At 57.6% G+C, this 21,551-nt stretch carries 17 protein-coding genes and 1 pseudogene; 5 read left to right on the top strand and 13 right to left on the bottom strand.

Annotation, left to right across the window (positions count from 1 at the left end):
- Position 1: 1 nt before the first annotated feature.
- The gene (locus CDO73_RS06570; RefSeq protein ID WP_088487723.1) at positions 2 to 565 is read right to left on the bottom strand and encodes a hypothetical protein; all 564 of its coding nucleotides are present in this window, start codon (positions 563 to 565) and stop codon (positions 2 to 4) included.
- Positions 566 to 704: 139 nt separating this feature from the next.
- Complete coding sequence (locus CDO73_RS06565; protein ID WP_088487722.1) at positions 705 to 2,696, bottom strand: beta-galactosidase trimerization domain-containing protein; 1,992 nt, start codon at positions 2,694 to 2,696, stop codon at positions 705 to 707.
- A 200-nt stretch (positions 2,697 to 2,896) separates the two neighbouring features.
- Here CDO73_RS06565 and CDO73_RS06560 point away from each other — a divergent pair, with 200 nt between their 5' ends.
- Positions 2,897 to 3,775 (top strand): helix-turn-helix domain-containing protein, encoded by an 879-nt coding sequence (locus CDO73_RS06560; protein ID WP_179218609.1) that lies wholly within the window; start codon positions 2,897 to 2,899, stop codon positions 3,773 to 3,775.
- Positions 3,776 to 3,963: 188 nt separating this feature from the next.
- On the opposite strand, the gene uxaC is transcribed toward CDO73_RS06560, so the two are convergent.
- The 11 genes from uxaC to CDO73_RS06505 form a co-directional block, all read right to left on the bottom strand.
- Positions 3,964 to 5,403, bottom strand: coding sequence for a glucuronate isomerase (uxaC, locus tag CDO73_RS06555; RefSeq protein WP_088487720.1), 1,440 nt, complete (start codon positions 5,401 to 5,403; stop codon positions 3,964 to 3,966).
- Positions 5,400 to 6,887, bottom strand: a complete 1,488-nt coding sequence (locus CDO73_RS06550; RefSeq protein WP_088487719.1) for a UxaA family hydrolase — start codon at positions 6,885 to 6,887, stop codon at positions 5,400 to 5,402. The genes uxaC and CDO73_RS06550 overlap by 4 nt, the downstream gene beginning before the upstream one ends.
- Before the next feature lie 18 nt (positions 6,888 to 6,905).
- Complete coding sequence (locus CDO73_RS06545) at positions 6,906 to 8,327, bottom strand: tagaturonate reductase (protein ID WP_088487718.1); 1,422 nt, start codon at positions 8,325 to 8,327, stop codon at positions 6,906 to 6,908.
- Positions 8,328 to 8,464: 137 nt separating this feature from the next.
- Positions 8,465 to 9,490 carry a LacI family DNA-binding transcriptional regulator gene (locus CDO73_RS06540; protein ID WP_088487717.1) on the bottom strand — a complete coding sequence of 342 codons (1,026 nt, stop codon included), beginning with the start codon at positions 9,488 to 9,490 and terminating at the stop codon, positions 8,465 to 8,467.
- Positions 9,491 to 9,619: 129 nt separating this feature from the next.
- On the bottom strand, positions 9,620 to 10,486 hold the full coding sequence (locus CDO73_RS06535; RefSeq protein WP_088487716.1) for an AraC family transcriptional regulator: 867 nt from the start codon (positions 10,484 to 10,486) through the stop codon (positions 9,620 to 9,622).
- A 161-nt stretch (positions 10,487 to 10,647) separates the two neighbouring features.
- Positions 10,648 to 10,899: a SunI/YnzG family protein gene (locus tag CDO73_RS06530; protein WP_088487715.1), complete on the bottom strand. Its 252-nt coding sequence runs from the start codon at positions 10,897 to 10,899 to the stop codon at positions 10,648 to 10,650.
- Positions 10,900 to 10,992: 93 nt separating this feature from the next.
- Positions 10,993 to 11,271 (bottom strand): DUF2653 family protein, encoded by a 279-nt coding sequence (locus CDO73_RS06525; protein ID WP_088487714.1) that lies wholly within the window; start codon positions 11,269 to 11,271, stop codon positions 10,993 to 10,995.
- A gap of 3 nt (positions 11,272 to 11,274) precedes the next feature.
- Positions 11,275 to 11,733, bottom strand: coding sequence for a hypothetical protein (locus CDO73_RS06520; RefSeq protein WP_088487713.1), 459 nt, complete (start codon positions 11,731 to 11,733; stop codon positions 11,275 to 11,277).
- Positions 11,734 to 11,843: 110 nt separating this feature from the next.
- On the bottom strand, positions 11,844 to 12,383 hold the full coding sequence (locus CDO73_RS06515) for a PadR family transcriptional regulator (RefSeq protein WP_088487712.1): 540 nt from the start codon (positions 12,381 to 12,383) through the stop codon (positions 11,844 to 11,846).
- Positions 12,384 to 12,576: 193 nt separating this feature from the next.
- Positions 12,577 to 13,167: a beta-class carbonic anhydrase gene (locus CDO73_RS06510; RefSeq protein WP_088487711.1), complete on the bottom strand. Its 591-nt coding sequence runs from the start codon at positions 13,165 to 13,167 to the stop codon at positions 12,577 to 12,579.
- Between the two features lie 140 nt (positions 13,168 to 13,307).
- Entirely contained in the window at positions 13,308 to 13,664 is a 357-nt protein-coding gene (locus CDO73_RS06505; protein WP_088487710.1) for an iron-sulfur cluster biosynthesis family protein, read from the bottom strand.
- A gap of 145 nt (positions 13,665 to 13,809) precedes the next feature.
- Between CDO73_RS06505 and CDO73_RS06500 the strand changes: the two genes are divergently transcribed.
- The 4 genes and pseudogenes from CDO73_RS06500 to mutL form a co-directional block, all read left to right on the top strand.
- Entirely contained in the window at positions 13,810 to 15,333 is a 1,524-nt protein-coding gene (locus tag CDO73_RS06500) for a carboxypeptidase M32 (protein ID WP_088487709.1), read from the top strand.
- Positions 15,334 to 15,486: 153 nt separating this feature from the next.
- Positions 15,487 to 16,446 (top strand): aromatic acid exporter family protein, encoded by a 960-nt coding sequence (locus CDO73_RS06495; RefSeq protein ID WP_088487708.1) that lies wholly within the window; start codon positions 15,487 to 15,489, stop codon positions 16,444 to 16,446.
- Between the two features lie 723 nt (positions 16,447 to 17,169).
- A complete protein-coding gene (mutS, locus tag CDO73_RS06490) occupies positions 17,170 to 20,052 on the top strand; it encodes a DNA mismatch repair protein MutS (RefSeq protein ID WP_088487707.1) in 2,883 nt (960 codons plus the stop codon).
- Between the two features lie 54 nt (positions 20,053 to 20,106).
- Positions 20,107 to 21,183: pseudogene (gene mutL, locus CDO73_RS06485) on the top strand (DNA mismatch repair endonuclease MutL); the annotation flags it as partial.
- Positions 21,184 to 21,551: the final 368 nt, after the last annotated feature.

Here is a 21,551-nt window from a genome sequence, read left to right as displayed (position 1 = left end):
ATCAACGGATCCGAATAGGGAAAGACGAACCGGTTGGAGGCGCGTCAGGAACAGAAGGCGTCGGTTCGGACAAAGAAGGGAAGTCGCCTTCGAAAGGATTCAGATCGAAACGGACGTGATAAACGCCCGCCGGCGCAGGCAGCGAATCATCGCCTTGAATAGATTCCGTGCTGAAAACTTCTTCGTTTCCCGTCGACTGGCCCGGAGCCAGCGAACCGTATCCGAGATCGGTCGTGCAGGCGTGTTTTTCGAAACCCAAACCGACCTCTTTGCTTGACTTGGCATACGCGATATCGATATTCACGTCGGACGGGCATGAAGAGCTTCCGATCGTATAGCCGAGCGTGCGAGTTCCGAGATTCTGCACGGCGGCCCGGACCCGAATCGATTCGCCTCGCTTGAATACGTCGCGATCCAGATCGATCGTATACAGCAGGTCGCCTACGCGTTCGACATGATGAATCGGTTCGGGATGCGGCAGCAGATATTCTCGTCCGGCCGTTATAAGCAAGGCTGACAGCAAAACGGTCAAAGCGGCTATCGTCCATTTTGTTTTTCGTTTCATAAGGCTCCTTTTTTTGCTCCGTGTTTTTGTTCGGTTAACCGCAAGACGTGCCTAAGCGCCGTAAAGTTGCATCAAAAAGCCGGTAAGCCGCCTCCACAGGCAGCTTACCGGCTTGTTTTTTGTACAATAGAGACATGATTTAGACTTCCACGACCACCATCTGATGGCAGGACCATTCCGGTACCGTGCAGCGAATCCGGCCGTTCTCCTGCGTGAACTCGATCGGCGTGCGCTGCGGGGCCAGATAGACTTCGCGAGCGGGACGATCTTCGGCCAACGACACTTCGGTCGGACGGACGAACGGCAGATCTTCGATGATCTCGACGTCTTTGCCTCGGCGGATCGGCGGGGCGTACAGCAGATGCAGCACCCGGCGGTTCCGGCCCGGTTGTTCCTGCAAAGTGGCTACCGCCTGCGCCGGAAGACTCGCTTCCAGCGTCCGGCCGCCGGAAACGGATGACAGCAGCTTATCGAGCGCATGGTGCAAAATCTGTTTGACCGGCAGGCTGCCGAACAGCGCGTAATCCGCGAACAGATTCCAAGCGACGTAGATGCCGGCCGAACCTTCCGTCATGCCCGGACCGGCGTCCTGCATGTTAGACGGCGTATGGCGGTGCGAGCTGAACGTGAACAAGTCGCGGTTGAAATACGGGTTTTGACGAGCGGCCAGCACTTCCCCGGCGTTCTCCGCTTCGATGTCGTAGCCTTGCGCATAGACGAGGAAGGAAGCGGTCCGAAGCGACGGGAGTTCGAAAGACGGGCGGATATACGTCGGGTTGAACGGCGAAACGCCCGACCAGCTCGCGCCCAATTCCAGAGCGAAACCTGCCGCGTCCGGAGTCAAGCCGGAACGTCCCGTCGCCAGAATCTTGCCGCCTGCCGCGACGAACGCATCCAGCCGTTTTTGCAGCTCCGGCGTGATCGCGATGCAGTCGGGCAGCACGACGACTTTGTAAGCTTGCAGATCGCTTTCGTTGTCGACGACGTCGAACAAATATTGGCCTTCGAGCAGGATGCGAACCGCGCCGGTATCGGCCAGCGTGATCGCTTTGCGGTCGGGTTCCGCGTCGCCGTAATGCGAACAGGCCGCTTCCGCCGACAGCAGAGCGATATCCGCGACGGACGATACATCCCGGCACCATTCTTCTTTGGCTTCGACTTCGGCGTACGCTTCGCCGATCAGCGCGTACGTGGCCGGGTCCATTTCTCCGAGCGGATGCAGTTGATCGCCGACGGAACAGCCCGCGCCGTTCGCGATGCTGAGCGCCGCTTCGTAACGCAGCGCGTTCGGATGTTTGAATCCGCCGAACTCGCCCCAAGACTGATGGAACTTGCCCGTCATGCCGAGCACGTCCATGCCCAATCCTTGCGCATAACGGACGGACAGCGGGAAGTGGTCGTAGCCCCAACCGCCGGTCGGAAGCGATTCCAATTCCAGATGCGTATTGAACGCGGCCAGATCGCGGCGTCCGCGCTTGATATGTCCGTTATTATGGAACAGCGGCAGACCGGGTTTCAGCTCGTGTACGGCTTTATCCATCTCGGCCGCGTAGCGGGCATACGTCTCTTCCCATAAGACGCGCATGTCTTCTTTGCTTCGCGGATCGGACCCGCGGCGGCGAATCTCGGCGACGCAGGATTGACAGTAACATTCGCGTACCCCCACGATATCGAGGAAGATGCCGTCGGCGTCGTAACGTTCGACCACTTCGCGCACCTGCGCGGCCAGAATATCGAGATAAGGCGTATTCATGCAGAATTGATGGTAACCCGGTTCCATAAAATCGGCGGCCCAATTGGTACGTTCTTGCGGATCGCGGATCAACCATTCGGGATGGCGGCGGGCCAGTTTCTCGTCCAGACCGGCCGACAGGTACACGGGCGTATTGACGCCGATCTCGTGCGCCGCTTCGATCTGCGCGCCGAGCAGGTCGAAATTCAGCTCGGGATGCGTCTCGTTGGCTTCGGAGGGATGGTAAGCCCAACCGTGATGGCATTTGGAGAAAACGGTAATCGAATCGACATGACCGAGTTTGAGCATCTCTTGAAACTGCGTTTTGGAGAAATCCCGGCCGATCTCCCCGATTGCCTCGGATGTGTGGAAATCCAGATGAACCTGACGAAGTCGCATGCAATAATCCTCCCGCGTTCGAAATAAGAATCGTACGATATCTACCACTGTAACGAATATTATCGCCTAAAAAAGCTGACAATTTCGACTACCTATCGTACAATTTCTACATTGTCGAAACGATTGGAGACGAAACGGGCGGAGCGTCCTAAAATAAGGAACGTGCCGGATTGAATCCAATGCGGAAGGAGGAGAAGGGGATGAGGACTCTGGAACTGAACGTTCCGCCGTTTCCTCGGATCGCGGCGATCGGGCATGGCGTCTGGCGAAAAGGCATGATCCACGCGCAGCGCGTATTCGGCGCGCATGACCTGATCATCTGCTGTTCGGGCGCTTTGTTTATCGAAGAAGAAGGCGAGCGTTACGAAGTAGGTCCCGGCAAAATGCTGGTATTGGAAGAAGGGCTGCGTCACAAAGGATTCCGGGCGACCGAAGAAGATACGGAAGTCTATTGGGTCCACTATCGGCACGATTCGGTTTCCGAAACCGAATCCGGCGAAAGCGGAGCGCCCGGTCAGCCGCTGCTGCCGCGCTCCAGTCAAGAAACGCAGCCGAGTCCCGGCAAAGTCGTGATTCCGAAGTTCGCGGATATCGAACTGGCGGAGCTGCGCCCGCTGTTGGACGGGATGCTGAGCTTGTACGAGACGTTGACGCTGGCCCGATCGTACGAACTCCAAGTCGAATTCTGCCGCTTGCTGCTGCTGCTTCAACGGAAGGTCAACGGATCGGCGGCGCGCTCCCGCGCGGATCGTCTGGGCGAATTGGCGGCCGCTTATATTGCCGAGCGCTTGGAATCGCCGTTCGACGCGGCGGCGATGGAACGCGATCTGCATTACCATTTCGATTATTTGTCCAGATGCTTGAAGCAGCATGCGGGCCTCAGTCCGCTGGCTTACCGGCATCGCCTTCAGATCGAACGGGCCAAACGGTTGCTGGCCCATTCGGACGAGCCGTTGGCGCGGATCGGCGAACGCTGCGGGTTTCCGGACCCCAGTTATTTCGCGCGTTTGTTCAAACGGGAAACGTCGTTGACGCCCGGCGAATACCGTCGGCGGCATAACGTGTTTCAGTCCGAATAACGCGGCGGGCGAAACGCGTCCGCGTTCGAAAAAGGTTGCGGCAAAAGCCGCAGCGGACGATTCGCCGTCCGCGTTCGTCCGATCGCAAAGAAGCTGCCCGAACGAAGTCGTCGCCGACTCGCCGGACAGCTTTTTTTGCGCAGAATCGCGAAATCTTATTCGCAAAGAAATTTGCCTAATCTTCCGGATCAAGCCTTCCCGAATCCGAAATACGAAGCCGCGTTGCCGTAGGCGATATCTTCCGTAATTCGGCCGAGCAGTTCCGCATCGTCCGGCGCTTCGCCGCGCGCCGCCAGTTCGCCGATCCATTCGCACAGCACGCGGCGGAAATATTCGTGCCGCGTATAAGAAAGGAAGCTGCGCGAATCCGTCAGCATGCCGACGAATCGGGGCAGCAGACCGTTGTCGGCGAGCAGCGTCAGTTGGCGGCGCATGCCGTCGCGCGTATCGTTGTACCACCAACCGGAACCGAGCTGCATTTTGCCCGGAATATCCCGTTGATAGCAGCCCATCAAGGCCAGAAGCGCCGGATAATCGCCGGGGTTCAGCGAGTAGAGGATCGTCTTCGGCAGACCTTCCGGACCGCTCTCCGCACGGTCCAGCAGTCGGGAGAGCGATTGGGTCAGCGGCAGATCGTTGAGCGCGTCGAAACCGGTATCCGGGCCGAGCTTGCGGAACATCGGCGTATTATTGTTGCGGTAAGCATGAATATGCAGCTGCATCGTCCAACCCTGCTTGGCATAGAAAGCGATCAGTCGCGTCAGCAGCTCGGTGCGGTAGCGGACGATCTCGGACTCGCTCAGTTCGCCGCCGGACAAACGCTTGGCATAGATGCGTTCGAGTTCGTCTTCGTCCGCTTCTTCGTACTTGAGCGTATCCAGCGCATGGTCGGACAGCCTTCCGCCGCGTTCATGGAAGAACTTCACCCGTTCGCCCAGCCTCTCGCTCAATTCGGCGAACGTGGAAGCGGAGCGGCCGCAGACGGCTTCGAGCTTGGCGATCCAATCCGGGAAGCCCGGAGCGTCGATATTGAGCGCTTTGTCCGGGCGGAACGTCGGCAGCACGGCGAACCGCTGTTCTTCTTCCGCCAGCAGGCGATGGTATTCCAGATCGTCGGCCGGGTCGTCGGTCGTGCAGACGATCTTCACGTTCGATTTCGCGATCAAGGCGCGGCGGGTGAAATCGGATTCTTGCAGCCGCTCGTTGGCGCGTTCCCAGATCTCCGGAGCGGTACGTTCGCTTAGCGGGGTATCGATGCCGAAGAAACGGCGCAGTTCGAGATGCGTCCAGCTGTAGAGCGGATTGCCGACCGTTCTCGGCACGGTCTCGGCCCAAGCGAGAAAGCGGCCGTAATCCGGCGCGGAACCGGTGATCCGTTCTTCCGCGATTCCGTTCGCGCGCATCAGCCGCCACTTATAGTGATCGCCGTACAGCCAAGCTTCGGTCAGATTGGCGAACGGACGGTCTTCGTAGATTTCTTGAGGATCGAGATGGCAGTGATAGTCGATGATCGGCATATGCCGCGCGTGATTATGGAACAGCGTTCTGGCGGTATCGGTAGACAGCAGGAAATCGTCGTTCAAAAAGCCTTTTTGTGCGGTTTTCGGCGCTTCGTTCTGCGTATTCATAGCGTAACCCCCGTTTTGAAAATAGCCAGTTCGCGCACTTGGTTCTGTTCGTTGCGCGTTTTGCGTCCGCCGGCGACTTCGATCAGATAAGCGATAAATTCTTCCAGCACGTCCTCCATCGGCCGCTCCAGCAGCGGACCGGCGTTAAAGTCCATCCAATGGCCTTTTTTCTCGAACAATTGATTGTTCGTCGCGACTTTCACCGTCGGCACGAAGCTGCCGAACGGCGTGCCGCGTCCCGTCGTGAACAAGACGAGCTGGCAGTCCGCGGCGGCAAGAGCGGAGGACGCGACCAGATCGTTGCCCGGCGCCTGCAGCAGGCTGAGCCCTTTGCGGCGCAGCTTCTCGCCGTATTTCAGCACGTCGACCACGGCCGACGTGCCGGCTTTCTGCGTGCAGCCGAGCGATTTGTCTTCCAGCGTGCTGATCCCGCCCGCTTTGTTGCCCGGCGACGGATTCTCGTAGACCACTTCGCCGTGCGACAGGAAATACTGCTTGAAATCGTTGATCAACCAGACGATGTCTTCGAAGACCTGCTCGTCGGCGGCGCGCGCCATCAGCATCTTCTCCGCGCCGAACATTTCCGGCACTTCGGTCAAGATGGTGCTGCCGCCCTGCGCGATCAGAAAATCGGAGAACGCGCCGAGCAGCGGATTGGCCGTGATGCCGGAGAATCCGTCGGAGCCTCCGCATTTGAGTCCCACGTTCAGCTCGCTCAGCGGTACCGGCTCGCGGCGATCCTCGAGCGCCGCTTCGCGCAGCTCTTCGAGCAGCGCGAAGCCCGCTTCCACTTCGTCGCCGACTTCTTGGGCGACGAGAAACTTCACGCGCGACTCGTCGTAGTCGCCCAACAGTTCGCGGAACTCGGCCACGATATTGTTCTCGCAGCCGAGCCCGAACACCAGCACCCCGCCCGCGTTGGGATGGTTGACCGCATCGATCAGGATGCTGCGGGTCATGCGATGGTCGTCACCGAGCTGCGAGCAGCCGTACGGATGGCTGAGCACCGTCACGTTGTCGAACGGCCCGAGATCGGGATAAGCCGCTTTGTATTCGGCGACGATCAGCTCGGCGATGCCGTTGACGCAGCCGACCGTCGGCACGAGGAACAGATCGTTGCGGATGCCGACTTTGCCGTTCTGCCTGCGGTAGCCGTCGAAGGTCAGCTCGCGGCGCGGATACTCCGCCGGGTGCAGCTCGGGCTTGTATTCATACTCTTCTTCGCCGGCGAGCGTGGTGCGGATATTATGGGTATGCACCCATTCGCCGATCTCGATGTCTTCGGCGGCGAAGCCGATCGGCGCGCCGTATTTCATGACGACGGTTCCGATCGGGATCGGAGCCGTCGCGATCTTGTGGCCTTGCGGGACGTCGCGTAGGCTCCGCAGCGTCAAGCCTTCCGCCGACAGCGCTTCGCCGGCTGCCAGCGGACGAAGCGCCACCGCGACGTTGTCGCGGGGATTCATCTTGGTGATCGTTCGCATGGATCGGTCCTCCTTTTCTTAAACTTTCTCCAACTCATGCAGTACCGCGCGCGAACCCGATCGCTCCAACTCTTGAAGATGAGCGTTCACTCTGGCCGTCAGTCCCGGCACTTCGTTCAGATCGGTTCCCCACAGCGCCGTTTCGCCCAGAATCGTCGCCGCGAAGTTCTCGGGATCGTTCCAAGCGCGGTCGAAGATCTCCAACACGGCCGGTTCGTCCTGCGGCGGGACGCGGTCGCCGCGATAGCTGTACAGCAGGGCGGCCAACGCCAGCACGATGCGCGGCGGCAGTTCGCCGCGTTCTTCGGCGTAACGCAGCAGGATCGGCAGCAGGCGGGCGGTGAACTTGGACACGCTGTTCAGCGAGATCGAACGCAGCTCGTGACGGATGGACGGATTGCGGAAACGGTCGAGCACCGCTTCGGCATAAGTTTGCAGTTCAGGCTTCGGCAGATCCAGCATCGGGATCAATTCCTGTTCGATCAATAAACGAATGAAAGGGAAGAGATCTTCGTCGTTCATCACGTCTTTGACCGTCTCGAGGCCTGCCAACAGGCCGAGCGGAACCATCGCGGTATGCGGGCCGTTCAGCAGACGGACTTTGCGTTCGCGATAAGGCGTCATATCGGGCGTAACCACGACGTTCAATCCGGCTTCGGCGAGAGGCAGCTCCTTTTTCAACGATTCCGGTCCTTCGATCGCCCAGAACAGATAAGGTTCCGAAGCCACCAGCAGCTTGTCTTGATAACTCAGCCGAGTGTCCAGCTCCGACTCGCGGCCGCTCGGGTATCCCGGCACGATCCGGTCTACCAGACTGCAGCAGAAGACGTTATCCGTATCAAGCCATTGCTTGAACGCTTCGCCCAAGCGCCAATCGTCGGCATGCCGTTTGACGATCTCCAGCAGTTTCTCGCCGTTGCGGTCGATCAGCTCGCACGGAATCACCGTAAAACCCGGTTTGCCGAGCGTATAGCGGCGGTGCAGCAGAGCGGTCAGCTTACCCGGAAATCCGGCGGGCGGTTCGTCGCCAAGCGAATCTTCGGCGCGGTAGACGATGCCCGCTTCCGTCGTGTTGGACACGATAAAACGCAGATTTTCGTTTTCGGCCAGCGCCAGATAATCCGCATAATCGACATAAGGGTTAATCAGGCGGCTGACGCTGGAGACCACTTGCACGGAATCGACCGGCTTGCCGTCTGCGATGCCGTTGGTCAGAACGGTGAACAGGCGATCCTGCTCGTCGAATTTCGGGTCCGTCTTTCGGGAGAACGCTTGGACCAACACGGCGCTGCCGCCGAACAGTCCGCGGTCGTTCATTTGTTGAAGCTGCCAATCGACGAACGCTCGGATAAAATTGCCGCCGCCGAACTGAATCACTTTTTCGGGATAAACGGGGAGGTCCGGGAACAGGCTGCGCGACAATCTCGGATAGCTGGTCATGCAAGGTAGCTCCTTTGGCAAATGGATTTGAACGATTCTTCCGTCGGCTAACGAAGTCTATTGATATTGAATTGCACACGTGAACATTTTGCGTTGAAAAAGACGGGAGACAAGCCTGTCGGACTTGTTCCCTCGTCTCATATCGAATCTCGGTTCCGCGAGGCGACGGCCGGCGCGGCGGCGGAGCGTCGCGGGATCAATTCGCTGCCCAGATGCCGCTGAACGGCAGGCCTGTCCGGACGTTCCATCTGTTCGATCAGCAGCTTGGTACCCTCGCGTCCGATCTCGAACACGGATTTACGAATCGTGGTCAGCGGCGGATTCGCATAGCGGGCGAAGACCATATCGTCGAATCCGATGAGCGACATGTCGCCCGGCACGGACACCCCGTGGTCGAAGCAGGCATTCATCGCCCCGATCGCCATATCGTCGTTGCAGCAGAATACGGCGGTCGGCCGATCGTTTTGCTCCAGCAACTTGATCATGGCTTCATAGCCGCTCTCGATGCTGTAGTCGCCCTGCACGAAATGCGCGGGATTCGGCGTCAACCCGTGCGCCATCAAGCTTTCCGTAAAACCGAGCCTGCGCTCGGCAGAAGACTTGAATCCCGCCCGGCCTTCGATGATGCCGATCTGCCGATGGCCGAGTTCGTAAGCATGGTCGGCCGCGGCACGTCCGCCGCCGCGATCGTCGGCCGCCACGTTCGAGATGGCGGGATCGTCGAGTTGGCGGTTCAAGACCACGAGCGGAATCCCGCCGGCTTGCACATGGTAGATGAACGCGTTGTCGCGCTCGGTCTGGCTCATCACCAGAATGCCGTCGTAACGCCGGGCGTGAACCCGTCCCAGATGGGTCACGTCGTCGATGCCGTTCACCGTCAACAGATAGTTCTCGTTCAGCGTCTGGCGGATGCCTTTGAGCGCGTCCATCAGGAAGCTGGAAGACGTGCCTTGATCGATGCTGGAGAAAAAGAGTCCGATCGTGTTCGATTTCTGCGTGACGAGATTCTTCGCGCTGTCGTTCGGTACATAGTTCATTTCCGCCGCGATCCGGGCGATCCGCTCCCGCGTATCCGGCTTGATCAGAGGGCTGCCGTTCAGCGCTCTCGACACCGTCGTATGCGATACGCCCGCCGCTCTGGCGATGTCTTTGATGGTAATCATGGCATACTCTCCGTTTCGCGAATGTTAACGGTTTCAGTGTAGGGCGGCTGAAGAGCGATGTCAAGCGAAGAAGACAGAAATGCACACGTGAAAATTTTCCGAACCAAGCCGGCTTTCAAAACCGTGCTTTTACCCGGAGCCGTAAAGCTTGCGGTAGGCTCTCGGAGACAGGCCGGAGAGCCGCTTGAACATTTTGCCGAAATGCGAAAAGTTGTCGAATCCCGCCAGTTCCGATACAGTCGTCACGCTGTGCGCGCTCTCGCGAAGCAGCCGACGGGCTTCCTTGATCCGCGTGATATTGACGTATTCGGCGAATCCGAAACCGGTCACTTCTTTGAACGTTCGGCTCAAGTGGCTGCGGCTGATATAGAACTTCGCGGCCAGTTCGCCGAGGTCGAGCGGCTGCGCATAATAACGGTTGATATGGCGGACGACTTCCGATATTTTGCGCTCGACGGGCGTCGGTTCCGGCAGAGCGGGCGCGCCTCGTCTGAGCGAAGCCCGGGCGACGAGCAGCAGCAGTTCGCCCGCCATATGCCGCACATGCAGCCGGTAACCGGGCGGACGCTCGTGCAGCTCGCCGAGCAGGGAGAACAGCAGCTCTTCGGCTCGCAACCGTTCTTGCAGATTGAGCGCCACCAGCGGCCGATCGCGAACGAAAGGGGAGAGAAGCATCTCCCGTTCGTCGGGCGGAAGAACGTCGAAATAAGCAGGCGAGAAATACAGCACGGCCCGCTCGTGATCGGGAATGCCGGAATCCGTGCTCTTATGCACGACATTCGAATCGATCAGCACCGTATCGCCCGCGCGAACGCGGTACGTGCTTTCTTTGACGAAATAATTCCGTTCGCCGCTGAACAGGTAATACAACTCGTAACCGGTATGAAAATGATGCTGCCTCATCGAGAAATGGCCGATACGCCGATCGAATTCGAGACGAAGAGCGTCGTCCTCCTCGCCGAAACGCAGCCGATCGGGAATTTGTCGCAGAATCATGGAATCCTCCTTATGACGGATATTCGGTACGCCGGAATCATCAAATCCAATATAGCAAAAAAAGCGGGGTTTCGCCGCTGCGCAGCGAGTCCTGAACGACGGAAACGACAAAAAGCGCCGTTTCGGAAAACGGCGCTTTTTTGGGTTTACCCGACGATCGGTCAGGATAAAAGCTTGCTGCGAACAGCTTCATAGTTGGTCGTATACAAAATGTAATTTTGATGTTTGGTCTTCACGACCACCCGGTCTGTCGTACCGTAAGGCGTTCCGATTCGGATCGCGTCACGATCTTGTCCTGCATACGTATCGTCAAGATAAACTTCGGCGATATCGGCGGAAGGGATTTCGATCTTGGACAGCAGCCATTGGATCGTCACCTTTTCTCCGCTTTTTTTGACGTCGATGCCCAGCATGCGACCAGTCCTTTCTTCAAGAGGCTCGGGTGCAAGTTCCATTTTAACAAAAGCACCGCCGAGTTGGCGAGAGCAGGGAAGCTTGAGCCAAATTCAACTCGCCACATGCGCGACAATTTCGTCCGTCAGATCCAACCGGATCTGCTCCGGGAACACGCGCCTCCCGTACTCTTGGTCCAGATAACGCATGATCGCTTCGATCAGCGCGCCTTCGGCGATATACCAGCTCTGTCCTTGAACGGTGATCTGCGCGCTGTAGCCGAGGTCCTCGTCCCACAGCAGCTCCACGATCACGTCCGTAGGGCGGATCTGCCGGCGCTCGGCGATATTCAGGCAGACGGCGTTGATAATCTCGTCCATCGTGAGCTGCATGGCTTAATAACGTCCTTCCCGTTCGCGCGAACGGCGGCGGTTGTCCCGCACGGCGCGGTAGACAGCACGGATCAAGACGAAGGCCATGTAGAGGACCAGCACGTTGACCAGCAGGCCCAGAATGCCGCCGAAAGCGCCCATGCCCGCGAACAGGCTGCCGAACATCAGGCCGGCGATGCCGCCGAAGAACAGGCCGCGCATCAACCCTCCGCCGAAGCCGCTGCGGTTATTGGTATTCGAACGGTTATAGCTGCTCGTGTTGGACTGCTTATCGGAGTTCGAGCGCGTGCTCGAATTGTAGCTGTCGGTATTTTGCGATTTGTTCGGCGTGCTCTGGTAAGATCTCGGTCCCGAACTGAAACCTCCGCGGCGCGCGTCGGCTTGATCCGGCACGACGGCCGAAGCGGCGAATACGATCATGGCGGAGAGCAGAACGGCGAACGCTTTTTTGAATCGGGTCATAAAAAAATTCCTCCTGTAAGGTCGGGGTGTCAAGCAAAAAGCTTGCGCTTTTTGTCCTTGTCTGACCTTATACGGAGGAATTTCGGAAACGTTTCAATTTTTAATGAATTTCAGGATTCGAACTTGGCTTGACCGTATTCCTGTTCGACCCAATCGATCCAGTCGACGCTGGCTTTGGTTCGCAGAATGGCTTTTTGCAGCAGGATATAATCTTCGAAACCGATATGTCCGGGATTGCGGTATTCTTGCGGGATATTGTCTTGGATGTCTTTGTAATACTTCATTCGATCCACATGGTAAGCCCGGCGATCGGAGAACATGCGGCGCACTTCGGCAGGGTCGGCCAGATGGATGCAGAAACATTTGAGGTTGAACTCGTCCCGCATGACCGGAGCCGCCGTATCTTCGAGCAGCCATTCGTGCAGCTTGTTCGTGCCTTCTTCCGTGATGGAATACAGCTTCTTGTCCGGCTTATCCGTCTGCTGAATCCATTTGGCGCTCAGCAGCCCTTTTTCTTCCATGCTGCCGAGCAGAGGGTAGATCTGGCTGTGCTTGGCCTGCCAGAACGGCTGGATCTTAAGCATCAAATCATAGCCCGAGGCTTCCTGGCGCGAGACCAGAGCAAGCAGGCCGTAAGAAAGTATATTCATCAAATCACCCGTTCCCCGTATTCAAGCGATCCTCCGAGCGCGGATACGCTTCTTCTATTCAGTGTACAACATCGCAAGACCGGACGGCAACCGAAGTGAAAAGGGGAACAAGGCTCCAAAACGCAAAAAAGCGGCGTTTCCGATAGAAACGCCGCTTTGTCGGACAAGCTTTGGCATCCGTGAAAGAAAAAAGTCAAGGGGCTGTCGTTTCGCCGGCTTGGACATGCTCGTAACCGTCGTAAATCAATTCGAGCGCGCCCGTCTTCGGATCGATCAGCATGCCGTGAACGGGAACGCCCGCAGGCATCAGCGGATGGTTGGCGATCATGTTGACGCTGTGCATCACGCCCTGCGTTTCGTTCTCCACGCCTTTGAACCATTGTCCGAGATTGACGCCCGCATGATCGAGAGTCGCGAGCACTTCGTCGGAGATGCCGCGATCGCGCATTTTGCCCATGATATGGTCGGCGTTCAGCGAAGCCATGCCGCATTCGTGGTGGCCGACGACGATCACTTCTTCCGCTTGAAGTTCGTAGAGCGCGACCAGAATGCTACGCATGATACTGCCGAACGGCGAAGAGATGACGGCTCCGGCCGTTTTCAGGATCTTCGCGTCGCCGTTGCGCATATTCATCGCACGCGGCAGAAGCTCGGTCAGCCGGGTGTCCATGCAGGTGAGCACGACGACTTTTTTCTCAGGGAATTTGCCGCTCAGGAACGTCTCGTAATCTTTGTTTTCCACGAACGCCTTATTATGATTCAAAATCTCGGTAATCTGAGTCAAAACGGTTTCCTCCTTAAATGTCGGGCCGGCACTGCATAAGCTGCATAAAAAACCGGCGTCCGTTAGCGTTATTCCGAATTTTACATAAATGCTCGGTCAAAATTCAACCCCGAATTTTGACGAATATCGGCGGAAGCGCTTCAGGAGGAGATTCGGGCCGCGTCGCGTCTGTCTTCGAGCGGAATGCTGGAACCGTAAGATTGCCCGTCGCTGGCCAACCGGACCGAAGATTTGTCGAAGCCGCTGATCGTGATCGAGAGGTTCTCGTCGAAATACACCGCGTCATTCCGATCCACGATAAACGGGATGCCGCTGTCGGAAGCGATATCGAGATCGGAAGTTTTTTGTTCGTCCACGATCCACAGCGCGATCGCGCCGCTCAGCGAGCAGCCGCAGCCTTCGTTGTCGTAAGCGACGCGGAGATAGCCGGGACGACCGTCGAACTTTTGCTGCAGCAGGGCTTGCGCTTCGGGAGATACTCGCATGGTCAAAGACATGATCAGGACTCCTTTTGATAAATTATATTTTGCAAAATCTTTTTCTTGATATTGATTATACGCCGGTCAATAAGTATGATCAAGAGGTAAACAAACCTTTTTACCATTTTTATGGAACGTTTAATCAGAGGGAGGAACGACTCGGATGGAGCAGCGATTACAAGAGCAATGGAACGGATTCCGCGAGTTGGTAGGCAGAATCGGAAGTTATAACGAAGCGGTAGGCCTGATGTATTGGGATCTGCGTACCGGAGCGCCTCGCAAAGGGGCCGAGAAGCGCGCGGAGACGATCGGTTTGCTGTCGACCGAAGCGTTTAAACTGGGAACGTCCGACGAAATGGGTACATATCTCGAGCTGTTCACGCAGGAGTCCGTCCTGGCGCAGCTCGACGACGTCGATCGCCGCTTGGTGGAGACGGTCAAAAAAGAGTACGATCTCAATCGCAAAGTGCCGGCGGAAGAATTCCAAGCCTATACGATTCTGACTTCCAAATCGGAAACGAAATGGGAAGACGCCAAAGAAAGCGGCGATTTCGAATCGTTCGAGCCTTTCCTGAGCGAGATCGTGGCGACGCTGCGCAAATTCATCGGCTATTGGGGAGCCAAAGACACTCCTTACGATACGCTGCTGGACATGTACGAACCCGACCTGACGGTCGAGCGTCTGGACGACGTGTTCGATCGGCTCAAAAAGCGGCTCGTGCCGTTGGCGGAAGCGATCGCGGCCTCGGACATCAAGCCGAACCTGCCGTTCTTGGACGCGACGTATCCCAAAGAAGGCCAGAAAGCGTTCAGCCATTTCATTCTGAAAGAAATGGGCTACGACTTCGACGCCGGCCGTCTCGACGAGACGGTGCATCCGTTCGCGACGGGATTGAACCCGGGCGACGTGCGCATCACGACGAACTATCACGAGAAAGACGTTTTGAGCGCGGCGTTCAGTTCGCTGCACGAAGGCGGCCACGCCTTGTACGAACAAAACATCGATCCGAAGCTTACCGGAACGCCGCTTGCGCAGGGCACGTCGATGGGCATCCACGAATCGCAGTCGCGTTTCTGGGAGAACATGGTCGGACGCAGCCTGCCGTTCTGGCAGCGGTATTTCGGCGAATTGCAGAAGCAGTTCCCGGACCAACTCACGGGCGTGACGCCGGAACTGTTCCATTTTGCCGCGAACCGGGTCGAGAATTCGCTGATCCGCATCGAAGCGGACGAGCTGACGTACAATCTGCATATCATCATCCGTTACGAGATCGAGAAGATGCTGTTCAACGAAGATCTCGACGTCAAGAAGCTGCCTGAAGTATGGAACGCCAAATACGAGAGTTATCTGGGCATCACGCCGCCGAACAACTCGCAAGGGGTGCTGCAGGACGTTCACTGGTCCGGCGGTTCGTTCGGATACTTCGCTTCGTATTCGCTCGGCAACATGTACGCGGCGCAGATCATGCACACGCTGCGCAAAGAGCTGACGAATTACGACGAATTGATCGAACAAGGCAATCTGCTGCCGATCAAAGAATGGCTGACCGAGAAGATCTACCGGTTCGGCAAGTCCAAGAAACCGGCCGAAATCATTTTCGACGTGACCGGCGAAGAATTGAATCCGGATTACTTGGCCGACTATCTGGAACAAAAGTACGCGAGCCTGTATAATCTCAAATTGTAGACATGACTCGAAGCGGAGTCTGACGACGATCCTGCCCATTCCCTCAGCGGAAGCGGCAGGATTTTCGTTTCCGCGAAGAATTGTAAGCGTCATGGCAATTTTGAAAATTAAGTGAACGTTTCTGAAAAACGGAGAAGGGATTCGGTGACTGGCATGTTTGGTTTTCGCGTCATCAAGACGGCGCTCGCGGCTTTCGCCTCGATCATGATCGCGCATTTCGTCGGCATCCCCTCGGCGACATCGGCGGGACTGCTGGCTATTCTGGGATTGGATACGACCATTAAGCGGAGCGTCAAAACGGTCGTGGACCGCTTCTTCGCGTCCATCGTCGGCCTGATCGTCGCAAGCGTGCTGTTCGGCACGCTGGGCTTCCATTATTGGGTCATTCCGATCTACATCCTGATCGCGTTTCCCGCGATCGTCAAAGCGACGTTCAAAGGCGGGATCGTCACGAACGCGGTCGTCGTGTTCCACGTCTTTAATGCGGGAACGATCAGTTGGCCGGTCATCTGGACGGAGCTGCAGCTGCTGGTCATCGGCCTTGGTTCGGCCATGCTCGTCAACTTGATTTACATGCCGAATCCGGAAGAGCAGCTGTCGAAGATCCGCGCCGAAGCGGACGATTGCTTTTCGCGGATCTTCGCCCAATTCGCGCGCACGCTGCGCAATCCGGATTATGTGTGGGACGGCAAAGAATTGATCGAAGCGGACAAGAAGGTGGCGCAAGGCCTGGAGCTGGCCAAACGGTCGCGAGAAAATCAAGTGCGCAAAGCGGACGAGTTCTGGATCGTTTACTTCGTTATGCGCAAGCAGCAGCTCGAGTCGATCCAAACGATGGCGCTGCTGGTGTCGCAAGTGTATCGCCAGATCTCGCAGGCCGAATTGACCGCGCAGTTGTTCGACCGGTTGGAAGAAGACGTGAAGCGCGAGCATTATACGGGCAAAGCGGCAGAAATGCTCCAAGAGTTGGAAGAGCGGTTCAAAGAGATGAGTCTGCCGGATACGCGCGAAGAATTCGAAGTGCGTTCGGCGATCCTCCAATTATGCCGGGAATTGAAACGGTATTTGGAGATGTCGAAGAAGGATAAGGCTCCGCATGTGGTGGGAGGATGATGAAAATCCTATTCGTGGGGTCGAAAGGCTAAGGCAGCTTCAGGGGAAATTCGTTAGTTTATGCTTCCGAAGTGACTTTCTTCGAAAGTCTGTAGCTTATGCTTCCGAGGTGACTTTCTTCGAAAGTCTGTAGCTTATGCTTCCGAAGTGACTTTCTTCGAAAGTCTGTAGCTTATGCTTCCGAAGTGACTTTCTTCGAAAGTCTGTAGCTTATGCTTCCAAAGTGACTTTCTTCGAAAGTCTTTAGCGTATGCTTTCGAGGTGACTTTCTTCGAAAGTCTGTAGCGTATGCTTCCGAAGTGACTTTCTTTGAAAGTCTGTAGCGCCTAACTGAACTTTCCCTTGTGCTGCTTAACCTTTTTACACAAAATAATTTTCTTGGGGCGATCGGGAGAAGATCGTCTTTTTTTACGGGTGTTCGCAGACGTATCTCCTCAAAAAATGTAAGGCGCAGCCTGTGAGAGGTAAAAATGCTGCGGTATGTTGCTTTTTAGTCAACGTAGCGAAGCAGAAGCAGCCGTGCTTTGACTTCCTCGAGAAGAAGAATTATATTGGGAACATAAGTTCCTGTTTGGCGAGATGAAATCGGAATTCAGCGAGAAAAGTGTGAGGCATAGGGCGGCGGCAAAGCTTGAACGCACGTTCGTCGGAAGCGGGCTTTTTGACGGAATTCTGGTATAATCAATAGGATGAACGACGAAGGCAACAGTATGGAGGGGAATCATGGCCAAGTTAACGCCGATGATGGAACAGTATCTTCAGATCAAGGAAGAAGCGAAGGACGCGATCCTCTTTTTCCGTCTGGGGGACTTTTACGAAATTTTCTTCGATGACGCGCTCACGGCTTCGAGAGAGCTGGAGATCACGTTGACCGGACGCAACGCGGGACTGGACGAAAAAGCGCCGATGTGCGGCGTGCCGTACCATTCGGCCGAAGGCTACGTGCAGCGTCTGATCGAAAAAGGATACAAAGTCGCGATCTGCGAACAGGTGGAAGAGCCGGGTGCGGGACGCGGCATGATGAAACGGGAGATCGTTCGCGTCGTGACGCCGGGCACGCTGATGGAAAGCCGCGCGCTCGGCGAGAAGTCGAACAATTATCTCGTCTGCGTGACCCGTTCGAACGGCATGACCGCGATCGCGGCCTGCGATCTGTCGACGGGCGATCTGCACGTGACGTCCGCGCCGGACAGCGAAGAATGGCTCAAAGGCGAAGTGGGCGTCTACCAGCCGTCGGAAGCGATCGGGGACGAGACGCTGCTGAAGCTGCTGGAAGCGCAGATCGCGCCGATGGAACGCCGGCTCGTCTGCACGCCGTGGGACAAATCCAAAGAGGACGGCGCGCGCGAACAGTTCGGCGAAGCGGCTTGGGCGCGGCTGGACGACGAACGCCGCCAATGCGTGGCGAGACTGTTCGCTTATCTGGCGGAGACGCAGAAGCGCGCGCTCGGCCAATTGACGAAGATGTCGGTCTACGAGCCGAACCATTATATGATTCTCGATCCGTTTACCCGCCGCAATCTGGAATTGACGGAGACGGTGCGCGAACGTTCGAAAAAAGGTTCGCTGCTCTGGCTGTTGGATCGTACCAAGACGTCGATGGGCGCGCGCACGCTGCGCCGCTGGATCGACAAGCCGCTGCTTCAGCGCGGAGCGATCGAAGAACGTCTGGAAGCGGTCGAGCATCTGCATCGCGATCTGATTCTGCGCGGCGACATTCAAGAAGCGCTGCGGGAGATTTACGATCTGGAACGGCTTGTCGGGCGCGTGGCGTTCGGCAGCGCCAACGGACGCGATATGGTCGCATTGCGCGATTCGCTCGTGCAGATTCCGGGACTTAAGCAGATCTGTCTGAATTCCGGCTCGCGAACGCTCGCGGAAACGGCTGACCGGATGGACGAGTGCGCGGAACTGGCCGAAGCGATCGCGGCGGCCGTTACCGAAGAACCTCCGGTCTCGGTGCGCGACGGCGGACTTATTCGCAAAGGGTACCACGAACATCTGGACCAACTGCGCGAAGCGAGCGTCAACGGCAAACGTTGGATCGCGGAACTGGAAGCGGAAGAACGCCGGGTGACCGGCATTCGTTCGCTCAAAGTCGGCTACAACAAAGTGTTCGGCTACTATATCGAAGTGACGCGCGCCAATCTGGGACAGCTTCCGGAAGGCCGTTACGAACGCAAGCAGACATTGGCGAACGCCGAACGGTATATCACGCCGGAATTGAAAGAAAAAGAATCGTTGATTCTCGAAGCGGAAGAGAAGATGGCCGATCTCGAATACGGGCTGTTCTTGGAACTGCGCGAGAAAGTCGCGGAGCGGATTCCGAGACTCAAATCGCTCGCCGAACGCGTAGCGGAGATCGACGTGTATCAGGCGTTCGCGGAAGCGAGCGCGGAGAAGTCGTTTGTCCGTCCGCAGCTTCACGACGGTTATGATCTGGCGGTCGATAACGGACGCCATCCGGTCGTCGAAGCGGTCATGGAAGGCGGCTCGTTCGTCGCCAACGCGACCGACCTGACGGAAGACGGCGCGAATATCATGTTGATCACCGGACCGAACATGGCCGGCAAGAGCACGTACATGCGTCAGGTCGCGTTGATCTCGATCATGGCGCAGATAGGCTGTTTCGTTCCGGCGAACCGGGCGAGCGTGCCGCTGCTGGACCGGATCTTTACCCGGATCGGCGCGGCGGACGACTTGGTCGGCGGACAAAGCACGTTCATGGTCGAGATGGCCGATATTCAGGTCATGACGCAGCAGGCGACGCGCGACAGCTTGATCATCATCGACGAACTGGGCCGAGGCACTTCGACCAGCGAAGGCATGGCGATCGCGCAGGCCGTGATCGAACACGTGCACGAGTCGATCGGCTGCAAAGCGCTGGTCTCGACGCATTTTCACGAACTGGCGCATCTCGAAGAAAGCCTGCCGCGGCTGCGGAACTACTGCATGGCGGTTCGCGAAAGCGGCGATAACGTAACGTTCCTGCGCAAATTGGTGCCGGGAGCGGCGAGCACGAGTTACGGGATCTACTGCGCGCGTCTGGCGGGATTGCCGGGCAGCATCATCGATCGCGCTTACGGACTGCTTCAAGGCTTCGAGCAGGCCGCGGCCGAAGTGGCCGTGGGACATTCCGGCACGGCGTCGGGCGAGCGTTTCTCGAAAATCGAGATTCGGTCGAACGAAGCCATGAGTACTTCGTCTGCGAGGACTGCCGTAGCCGACAAGGCGGAGATCGAAACGTCCGGCGCGCAGCCTGCGAAGCCGGCCTCGAATACGAACGGAAACGAAGTTCGCGAACGCCTTGCTGTTGCGGAAGAAACGGCCGAAGCCGGTCGCGAGACTGTTTACGGAGCGCGTTCCGGTCAAGAAGAAGCTCTCGCCGAACAATCGTCCGCGGACGAAGTGGTGCAGCTCTCGATCTTCGGCGACGAAGAACGTCCTGCCCGCGCGGCGGCTCATGCAGCTCCGGCGCAGGTCAAGGAAGATCCGAAAGTCAAAAAGATGCTGCAAAAAGTGCGGGAGCTGGACGTCATGAACATGACGCCTCTTCAAGCGATGCAGCTCTTGAACGAATTGAAATTGGAAGCGCAGCGGCTGTAAAGCGGGCATGCCGCTCGGACGCTGCGGAGATTCGATCGGGAAAGGAGAAGAACGATGGGCAAAATCAAAGTATTGGACGAGCATATCGCCAACCAGATCGCGGCCGGCGAAGTGGTGGAACGGCCGGCTTCGGTCGTCAAAGAATTGGTCGAGAACGCGATCGACGCGGGCGCGACCAAAGTGGACGTCTGGGCGGAAGAAGGCGGTTTGTCTTCGATCCGCGTAACCGATAACGGGTCGGGAATCGCTCCGGAAGATTGCGAGACGGCGTTCTACCGTCATGCGACCAGCAAGATCTCGGGCGGACGGGATCTGTTTCAGATCACGAGTTTGGGTTTCCGCGGCGAGGCGCTGCCGAGTATCGCGTCCGTCTCGAAAGTCGAAGTCGTGACCGCCTGCGGCGAAGACGGCGCGGGACGCCGTCTGGTCGTGGAAGGCGGCACGCTCAAGAACAACGAAGACGCTCCGGCTTCCCGAGGAACCGATTTTCGCGTACGCGAGCTGTTCTACAACACGCCCGCGCGGCTTAAATACATGAAGACCGTGCAAACGGAATTGGGGCATATCTCCGATTATATGTACCGGATGGCGCTGTCGCATCCGGAGGTGGCGTTCACGCTGCGCCATAACGGCAACTCGCTGCTTCAGACGTTGGGCGGAGGCGATCTGCTTCAGGTGATCGCCGCCGTCTACGGCACGACCAGCGCCAAAGCGATGCTGCCGCTCGAAGGCGAGAGTCTCGATTTCGCCGTCTCGGGATTCGTCAGTCTGCCGGACTTTACCCGTTCGAACCGCAGCGCCATCACTACGGTGGTGAACGGCCGTTATATCCGCAGCCATGTGCTCAATCAAGCGATCATGCGGGCTTATCATACTTTGCTGCCGGTAGGCCGCCATCCGCTGGTCGTGCTGCGCTTGGCGATGCATCCGTCGCTGGTCGACGTGAACGTGCATCCGGCGAAGCTGGAAGTCCGTTTCAGCAAGGAAGCCGAGCTGACGGCGTTCGTGGAAGAAAGCATCCGCGCGGCTCTGTCGCGCGAAGTCTTGATCCCGAAAGCCGTCAATCAGCGCGTCGGACGCAGCAACGACACGATCGTGCAGGAGCAGTTCCATTTCCCGAAAAGGGAAGGGTTCCTCGGCGAGTTGGCGGCGGGACTGCCGCAGGACAAAGACGTTCCGGTTCAAGGCGGCTACAGCTTGCCGCCGGAACCTCCCGCCGACCGCGAGCCGTCGGCGGCTGTGCCGGGCGCGCCTTTGGCCGCGCGCCCGCAGGATCCCGCCGCCGCGGACTCGGCGGCGGCTCATGGAGCGGCCGCTGCGCCGGCCGCGATCGGAAGAGCGTCGTGTAGGGGGCGAGTGTAGATTTCGGCGGTCGCCGCTGCACTTCATAAACAACATCTACGTCAGCACTCAGACTATGCCGGGCTGCCGGCAGGACTGCGTCGCGGTCAACCCGCAGCCCCATGGTGTCGGGTCAGACCACACGACTGTTGACGAGG

It is taken from the genome of Saccharibacillus sp. O23 (assembly GCF_002205895.1).
GTDB lineage: Bacteria > Bacillota > Bacilli > Paenibacillales > Paenibacillaceae > Saccharibacillus.
This window is presented reverse-complemented; position numbering and strand designations above follow the sequence as displayed.

Coding starts and splice junctions, on each gene's coding strand:
- CDO73_RS06520 (WP_088487713.1), bottom strand. CDS start 11,733: ATGACCCGATTCAAAAAAGCGTTCGCCGTTCTGCTCTCCGCCATGATC.
- CDO73_RS06505 (WP_088487710.1), bottom strand. CDS start 13,664: ATGTCTTTGACCATGCGAGTATCTCCCGAAGCGCAAGCCCTGCTGCAG.
- CDO73_RS06565 (WP_088487722.1), bottom strand. CDS start 2,696: ATGCGACTTCGTCAGGTTCATCTGGATTTCCACACATCCGAGGCAATC.
- CDO73_RS06500 (WP_088487709.1), top strand. CDS start 13,810: ATGGAGCAGCGATTACAAGAGCAATGGAACGGATTCCGCGAGTTGGTA.
- CDO73_RS06570 (WP_088487723.1), bottom strand. CDS start 565: ATGAAACGAAAAACAAAATGGACGATAGCCGCTTTGACCGTTTTGCTG.
- mutS (WP_088487707.1), top strand. CDS start 17,170: ATGGCCAAGTTAACGCCGATGATGGAACAGTATCTTCAGATCAAGGAA.
- CDO73_RS06495 (WP_088487708.1), top strand. CDS start 15,487: ATGTTTGGTTTTCGCGTCATCAAGACGGCGCTCGCGGCTTTCGCCTCG.
- CDO73_RS06515 (WP_088487712.1), bottom strand. CDS start 12,383: ATGAATATACTTTCTTACGGCCTGCTTGCTCTGGTCTCGCGCCAGGAA.
- CDO73_RS06545 (WP_088487718.1), bottom strand. CDS start 8,327: ATGACCAGCTATCCGAGATTGTCGCGCAGCCTGTTCCCGGACCTCCCC.
- CDO73_RS06540 (WP_088487717.1), bottom strand. CDS start 9,490: ATGATTACCATCAAAGACATCGCCAGAGCGGCGGGCGTATCGCATACG.
- CDO73_RS06560 (WP_179218609.1), top strand. CDS start 2,897: ATGAGGACTCTGGAACTGAACGTTCCGCCGTTTCCTCGGATCGCGGCG.
- CDO73_RS06550 (WP_088487719.1), bottom strand. CDS start 6,887: ATGCGAACGATCACCAAGATGAATCCCCGCGACAACGTCGCGGTGGCG.
- CDO73_RS06535 (WP_088487716.1), bottom strand. CDS start 10,486: ATGATTCTGCGACAAATTCCCGATCGGCTGCGTTTCGGCGAGGAGGAC.
- CDO73_RS06530 (WP_088487715.1), bottom strand. CDS start 10,899: ATGCTGGGCATCGACGTCAAAAAAAGCGGAGAAAAGGTGACGATCCAA.
- uxaC (WP_088487720.1), bottom strand. CDS start 5,403: ATGAATACGCAGAACGAAGCGCCGAAAACCGCACAAAAAGGCTTTTTG.
- CDO73_RS06525 (WP_088487714.1), bottom strand. CDS start 11,271: ATGCAGCTCACGATGGACGAGATTATCAACGCCGTCTGCCTGAATATC.